6 protein-coding genes are annotated in these 6,503 nt (G+C 52.8%); 5 read left to right on the top strand and 1 reads right to left on the bottom strand.

The genetic code is table 11. The features are described 5' to 3' along the window. Nucleotides 1-484 precede the first annotated feature (484 nt). The 4 genes from HMPREF1028_RS08760 to HMPREF1028_RS08745 all read left to right on the top strand — a co-directional run bounded on the left by HMPREF1028_RS08760 (nucleotide 485) and on the right by HMPREF1028_RS08745 (nucleotide 3,605). The gene (locus HMPREF1028_RS08760; protein ID WP_009312433.1) at nucleotides 485-1,462 is read left to right on the top strand and encodes a DNA polymerase III subunit delta'; all 978 of its coding nucleotides are present in this window, start codon (nucleotides 485-487) and stop codon (nucleotides 1,460-1,462) included. A 19-nt stretch (nucleotides 1,463-1,481) separates the two neighbouring features. After that, nucleotides 1,482-1,838, top strand: a complete 357-nt coding sequence (locus tag HMPREF1028_RS08755) for a PilZ domain-containing protein (protein ID WP_003760734.1) — start codon at nucleotides 1,482-1,484, stop codon at nucleotides 1,836-1,838. 4 nt (nucleotides 1,839-1,842) lie between these two features. Then, complete coding sequence (locus tag HMPREF1028_RS08750; RefSeq protein ID WP_009312430.1) at nucleotides 1,843-2,619, top strand: TatD family hydrolase; 777 nt, start codon at nucleotides 1,843-1,845, stop codon at nucleotides 2,617-2,619. Nucleotides 2,620-2,939: 320 nt separating this feature from the next. Beyond that, nucleotides 2,940-3,605, top strand: a complete 666-nt coding sequence (locus HMPREF1028_RS08745) for a sulfite exporter TauE/SafE family protein (protein WP_009312428.1) — start codon at nucleotides 2,940-2,942, stop codon at nucleotides 3,603-3,605. Nucleotides 3,606-3,730: 125 nt separating this feature from the next. Here HMPREF1028_RS08745 and dxs read toward each other — a convergent pair whose 3' ends face one another. Continuing rightward, nucleotides 3,731-5,644: a 1-deoxy-D-xylulose-5-phosphate synthase gene (gene dxs, locus HMPREF1028_RS08740; RefSeq protein ID WP_009312426.1), complete on the bottom strand. Its 1,914-nt coding sequence runs from the start codon at nucleotides 5,642-5,644 to the stop codon at nucleotides 3,731-3,733. Nucleotides 5,645-5,855: 211 nt separating this feature from the next. Here dxs and gmk point away from each other — a divergent pair, with 211 nt between their 5' ends. Then, nucleotides 5,856-6,473, top strand: coding sequence for a guanylate kinase (gmk, locus tag HMPREF1028_RS08735; RefSeq protein WP_009312424.1), 618 nt, complete (start codon nucleotides 5,856-5,858; stop codon nucleotides 6,471-6,473). Nucleotides 6,474-6,503: the final 30 nt, after the last annotated feature.

Genomic DNA, 6,503 nt, shown 5'->3' with positions numbered 1-6,503 from the left:
CGAATAGGGAATGTGCGCAGATGCAAACCCGGTGATGAAAAGGCCGTCCGAATCCAGTCCGGAGTCGGACGGCCTTCGTGTCGGGCGGGTAAGGCTGACATGCCTGTCCCGCTTCATTCGGCCGTCAGATCAGGATGCATGGGGAAACCTATGTGGAAAGGTCGGCTGAAAAGGTAGCGGGCTGCAATACTGCCTTAGTGTGCGCTGTGAGAAGGCTCGTTATTGGAAACGACTGCCTTGCCGGCGCACTATGCCGACTACGTCTCCACCAAATAGCGCGTTCACGTCCGTTGCGGTAGATGACGCTAGGGAAATAGGGGCAGGGAACCTTTTGAGAAGAAGGGAGAGTCAAAAAGGCTGAGAAGAGGCGGAAAGAGGATAGAAACGATGTTATAAACGTTTCGAATTGTATTCTCGGTTTCAGACGACCTCTAACATTTCCCTGTATAATCACGCTTTTGTCCAAACGCTTGTACTTCCCGATATGATTTATCCGTGGCATCAAAACCAGTGGCGGCAGCTTGCCGGCCATTGGGAAAACCGTCCGAACGCTTGGCTGTTTACCGGCAAGGAAAACACCGGTAAGACGGCGTTCGCGCGGTTTGTGGCGCAGGCTTTGCTGTGCGAATCGCCTCGGGAAGATCATCAGCCTTGTGGTGTATGCGCATCGTGTCATTTGTTTTTGCAAAACAGTCATCCTGATTTTTACGAGCTCACTCCTGAAACTCCCGAAGATGGTGCGGTCGGGCGAAAATTGTTGCAGATTAAAATAGATGCCGTACGCGATATTGTGGAGAACATTTATCTGACGGCTGTGCGCGGCGGATTGCGGGTGGTATTGGTCTATCCTGCTGAAAGTATGAACGTGCAGGCGGCAAACGGATTGCTCAAAGCTTTGGAAGAACCGCCGCAACATGTTGTTTTTTTGCTGGTTACGCATGCGCGCGACAAGCTTCTTCCGACCATTAAAAGCCGTTGCCGCCAGATGGTTTTGCCCGCACCTTCGCGCGACGAAGCTTTGGCATATCTTCGGAAAGAGGGTGTAGGTGATGCGGAATCTTTGCTGGCTTTTCACAGTGGCGCGCCTTTGTTTGCCCATACGCCTGAAATGGATGACTTGCGCGAAGAACTGCTCACTTTGCTTGCCGCCCCGCGCCTGCTGGCGATACTCGACTATGCCGCTGCGTTTGATAAACACAAGCAGCCGTTGGCAGTCTTCATCGATTGGATGCAGAAATGGCTGTTGGATGTCGGCTTGGCGCAACAACAAATGCCGCCGCTTTATTATCCCGATTACGCGCAGGCATTGTCGCAAACGGCTTCCAAAACCGATCCGCGCCGCCTGTTTGCACTGACAGGTCGTCTGAACGCACTCAGCCCTTACGGATACCACACCTTGAGTGTTAAAATGCAGCTTGAGTATCTGCTGACTGAATATCTCGAATTTTGGCAAAACAAATAATCAGATAAGGTAAAACAAAATGGTAAACAACAATAAAGACATTCCGGCGAAAATGATGGCGTTGCAGCTTAAAGACCCGACCCTGCTCTACAACTGCTATATGCCGTTTCTCGAACACGGCGGACTTTTCGTTCCGACCGAAGACGTATTTTCCTTGGGCGAAGACATCCTGCTCGCCGTTGAAATCGCCGATTATCCCAAACGCTTCCTGCCTACCAAAGTCGTCTGGATCAACCCCGCACGTACTTCCGCACACCGTCCCAAAGGCGTCGGACTCGCATTTTCCGAACACGAAAGCTGCCTTCAGGCGAAAACCCTGATTGAAGGCGAGCTGGGACCGAAACTGCGCAGCGACCGCGTTACCTTCACGCTTTAAAATCATGCATTTAATCGATTCGCACTGCCACCTCAATTTCGAAGGATTGAGCAACCGTCTGCCTGAAGTGTTCGCCAACATGGAAGAACAAAGCGTCAAGCAGGCGCTTGCCATCAGCGTGAGCAAACAGAGTTTCGCCGAAGTCTTCGACATTGCCCAAGCCAATGAACAGGTTTACTGCACCATAGGCGTTCACCCCGACAGCCAAGAAGCCGAAGAATTTACCGTCGCTGAAATGGTGGAAGCGGCAAAACACCCGAAAGTCGTCGGCATAGGCGAAACGGGCTTGGATTATTACTGGTGCAAAGGCGATTTGGCATGGCAGCACCGCCGCTTCGCCGAACACATCCAAGCCGCCAACGAAAGCGGTTTGCCTGTGATTGTCCACACCCGCGATGCCGCCGCCGATACTTTGGCGATTCTGAAAGAAGGTCAAACCAATTCCGGCGTTATCCACTGCTTCACCGAAGATACCGCTTTTGCCAAAGCCGCTTTGGATTTGGGGCTGTACATTTCCTTCTCCGGTATTGTTACCTTCAAAAATGCCCCGCAAATTCAGGAAGCCGCCAAATACGTCCCTGCGGACAGAATGCTGGTCGAAACCGACTCCCCATTCCTCGCCCCGGTTCCCAAACGCGGTAAGCCTAACGAACCTTCCTATGTCCGTTATACCGCCGAATTTGTGGCGAAACTGCGCGGCGAACCCGTAGAAACGCTTGCCGCTTACACCAGCGACAATTTCTATCGTTTGTTCAATAAAGTACCCGACATCCGTGTTTGATTCGAATGGAAAAAGGTCGTCTGAAAATGCTTTATCTAGCGTTTCAGACGACCTTTTGAAATTTGGAATTTTTTATATAAGTGGACAGTCAGACTGGGTAATTTTGTTGGGCAGAAAATGGAAGATGGCGGAAGTCATCAATAAAATCAGTATCACAAGAAAGCCAGTGCAAAAGCGGACAGATAGTCATGGATGGGTTTAAAATCAACGCGAAAATCAAGATGGCAACTTCTTGAAAATATTTAAAGATTGGCTTTCATCATATCGTTTTCCGTTTTTCTGACAAATCATACTTCTATCGATACATCGCCTTTCCAATAATGAATTACGACATCACTTTTTTCACCCTATTTCTACTCGGCTTTTTTGGCGGTACACATTGTGTCGGAATGTGCGGCGGGTTGAGTAGTGCGTTTGCGTTGCAGCTTCCGCCGCATCTTAATCGGCTGGGACTGATTGTCCTATTGAATTTGGGACGCATCAGCAGCTATGTATTGATAGGTTTGATTGTCGGGCTGGTCGGACAAATCGGTATTTCTTTGGATGATACGCGCTGGCTGCAAAACGGTCTGTATGTTGCGGCGAATATTTTGCTGTTGCTGTTGGGGCTGTATCTGGCGGGCCTTTCTACGGCGGCTACGCAGATTGAGCGCATAGGCAGACCGATATGGAAACGTTTGAATCCGATTTTGAACCGACTGCTGCCGATTAAATCCGTTCCGGCTTGTTTCGGCGTAGGCATGTTGTGGGGCTGGCTGCCTTGCGGCTTGGTGTACAGCGCTTCATTGTATGCTTTGGGCAGCGGCAATGCGGTGCAGGGCGGGCTGTATATGTTGGCTTTTGCGCTGGGAACGTTGCCGAATTTGTTGGCAATGGGGATTTTTGCAGCGCAATTGAAAACACTTTTACAACGCAGAGCCATCCGTTTGTGCGCCGGACTATTGGTCGCGGGCTGGGCGGTTTTTCGTTTGGCAGTCATGCTCTGAATCAAACAATGAAACGCCTTTTAAAAGGGTAGGGGTTCTTATATCAAAGGTCGTCTGAAAATCCGTTTTCAGACGACCTTTATTCATTGCTTGTAACGGGGGCGTTAGTTCATCGCAGCTTCAGTTCAAACCGCAGGCAGCCATCCGCGTATGCGTTTTTCTATGGCGTCGGCACTCAAACCCAAATCGTCCAAAAGTTTTTTCGGATTGCCGTGTTCGGTTACAGTATCGGCAACGCCCAAAAGCAAAACGGGTTTGCAGATGCCGTATTTCGCCAACACTTCCAGCACCGCGCTGCCTGCGCCGCCTTGTTCGGCGTTTTCTTCGGCGGTAACGATGTAGTCGTGGCTTTGGGCGAGGCGGACGATGAGTTCCTCGTCTATCGGTTTGACGAAGCGCATATCGGCGACGGTGGCGTTCAGTTTTTCGGCAACCGCCAATGCGGGGGCGACCATGCTGCCGAAGGCGATGAATGCGGTTTTCTCGCCTTGGCGGCGGATGACGCCTTTGCCGATGGCTACAGTTTCGAGGCCGTCTGAAACGGGCGTGCCTGTTCCCGTACCGCGCGGATAGCGGACGGCGGCGGGGGCGTTTGCCTGATAGCAGGTTGAAAGCAGCAGGCGGCATTCGTTTTCATCGCTCGGTGCGGCAACAATCATGTTCGGCACGCAACGCAAGAAGCTCAAATCGTACAAACCGGCATGGGTCGGACCGTCCGCGCCGACGATGCCCGCGCGATCGACGGCAAACAAAACGGGCAGGTTTTGCAGGGCGATGTCGTGCACCAGTTGGTCGTAGGCGCGCTGGAGGAAGGTGGAATAAATGGCGACGACGGGCTTCATGCCTTCGCAAGCCAACCCGCCGGCAAAGGTAACGGCGTGCTGCTCGGCGATGCCGACGTCGAAATAACGGTCGGGGAATTGTTGTTCGAATTCAACCAGTCCGCTGCCCTCGCGCATGGCGGGGGTAATCGCCGCCAATCGGGAATCTGCCGCCGCCTGGTCGCACAGCCATTTGCCGAACACTTGCGTATAGGTCGGTTTGGCGGCGGGTTTGTTTTCTTTTTCAGACGACGTTGCGGTTTTGAGGTCGTCTGAAATGTCTTTGGGCAGGTTGGCGACGGCGTGGTATTTGACGGGGTCGTTTTCGGCAAGTTTGTAGCCGTTGCCCTTTTTGGTGATGACGTGCAGCAGTTGCGGGCCTTTGCGGCCGCGCAAATCTTTCAATACGTCAACCAGATGTTCGACGTTGTGGCCGTCCACGGGGCCGGTGTAGCGGAAACCGAAGTTTTCAAACAAAGACAGCGACTGCTTGGCGTGTTCGGCTTCGCCCGCCAGCGTTTTGATTTTGTGCTCGACTTTTTGGGCAAGCTCCATCGCGCCGGGCAGCTTGTCCAAAACCTTGCTCGATTGCGCCTTGATGGTGCTCAACACGCCGCGCATATCGCGTACGACGTTGCTGGCGAGGTATTTCGGCAGCGCGCCGACGTTGGGGGAAATCGACATTTCGTTGTCGTTGAGGATGACCAGCAGGTTCACGTCCATGTCGCCCGCGCAGTTCAAGGCTTCAAACGCCTGACCCGCCGTCATCGCGCCGTCGCCGATAATGGCGACGCTGCGGCGGTCGCTGCCCAAGAGCTTGTCTGCCGCCGCCATGCCCAAAGCCGCGCCGATGGAGGTGGAGGAATGCCCTACGCCAAACGCGTCGTATTCGGATTCGCTGCGCTTGGGGAAGCCCGCCAAACCGCCGTAGCGGCGCATGGTGTACATCTGGCCTTTGCGGCCGGTGAGGATTTTGTGCGGATAGCTTTGATGACCGACATCCCAAACCAAATGGTCTTCGGGCGTGTCGTATACATAGTGCAGGGCGATGGTCAGCTCAACCGCGCCCAGATTGCTGGCGAAATGCCCGCCGGTTTTGCCTATCGAATCCAGCAGAAACTCCCGCAGCTCGGCGGCGACTTGGGGCAACTGTTTTTTATCCAGACGGCGCAAATCTTGCGGGCTGCCGACGGTATCGAGTAGCGGAGTGTGGCTCATGGTGTGTCTTTGCAGGCTTATTTGTGTATAGCGGGCAATTATAGCAAGAGTTTAGAAAGACGTGGGTTTCCTGCCGGAGGTCGGGTATCGCCGTTAAGCCGTTGCCTGCCGATGGACGCGGCGTTTGGGAATGTGTGTAAGGGTCGTCTGAACATGAAATTACACGCCCCGTATGCTACAATCAACAGATAATCCCATCGGTACCGACATCATGAAACCCCATAAAAAAGGCAATATTTTCATCATCTCCGCCGCTTCCGGCACGGGCAAGACCACGCTGGTTTCCCGTCTTTTGAAAAACAACGCCGATTTGCGCGTCTCCGTATCGCACACCACCCGCCAGCCGCGCGAAGGCGAGCAGCACGGCGTGCATTATCATTTTGTTCCCAAAGAGGAATTTGAGTCTTTAATTAAACAGAAAGCCTTCCTCGAACACGCAAACGTTTTCGGTAATTATTACGGAACCAGCATCGCGGGGGTCAATTCCCTTAGCGAAGAGGGTTACGATGTGATTTTGGAAATCGACGTGCAAGGTGCGGCGCAGGTACGCAAATCCTTGCCCGAAGCGAGCAGCATCTTCATTCTACCGCCTTCGTTCGAAGTCCTTGCCGAACGCCTTATCGGGCGCGGCACCGACAGCGAGGAAGTCATCCAAACCCGCCTCTCCAAAGCGCGTCACGAAATCGAACAGTCCGTCCTGTTTGACTATATTGTCGTCAACGATGATTTAGACAGGGCAGAAGCCGATTTGCTCCACATCATCAAAGCAGGTCGTCTGAAAAAATCTTCCCAGCAAGGATTTATCTCAAACCTGTTGGAAAATTCCTGAAAAACAGCGAAAATACGCATTTACATTCCA

The organism is Neisseria sp. GT4A_CT1, from assembly GCF_000227275.1.
Classification (GTDB): Bacteria; Pseudomonadota; Gammaproteobacteria; order Burkholderiales; family Neisseriaceae; genus Neisseria.
This window is presented reverse-complemented; position numbering and strand designations above follow the sequence as displayed.

Excerpts from the sequence above, each read along its gene's own strand:
- HMPREF1028_RS08745 (WP_009312428.1), top strand. The coding sequence starts at position 2,940 with ATGAATTACGACATCACTTTTTTCACCCTATTTCTACTCGGCTTTTTT.
- HMPREF1028_RS08750 (WP_009312430.1), top strand. The coding sequence starts at position 1,843 with ATGCATTTAATCGATTCGCACTGCCACCTCAATTTCGAAGGATTGAGC.
- dxs (WP_009312426.1), bottom strand. The coding sequence starts at position 5,644 with ATGAGCCACACTCCGCTACTCGATACCGTCGGCAGCCCGCAAGATTTG.
- HMPREF1028_RS08755 (WP_003760734.1), top strand. The coding sequence starts at position 1,482 with ATGGTAAACAACAATAAAGACATTCCGGCGAAAATGATGGCGTTGCAG.
- HMPREF1028_RS08760 (WP_009312433.1), top strand. The coding sequence starts at position 485 with ATGATTTATCCGTGGCATCAAAACCAGTGGCGGCAGCTTGCCGGCCAT.
- gmk (WP_009312424.1), top strand. The coding sequence starts at position 5,856 with ATGAAACCCCATAAAAAAGGCAATATTTTCATCATCTCCGCCGCTTCC.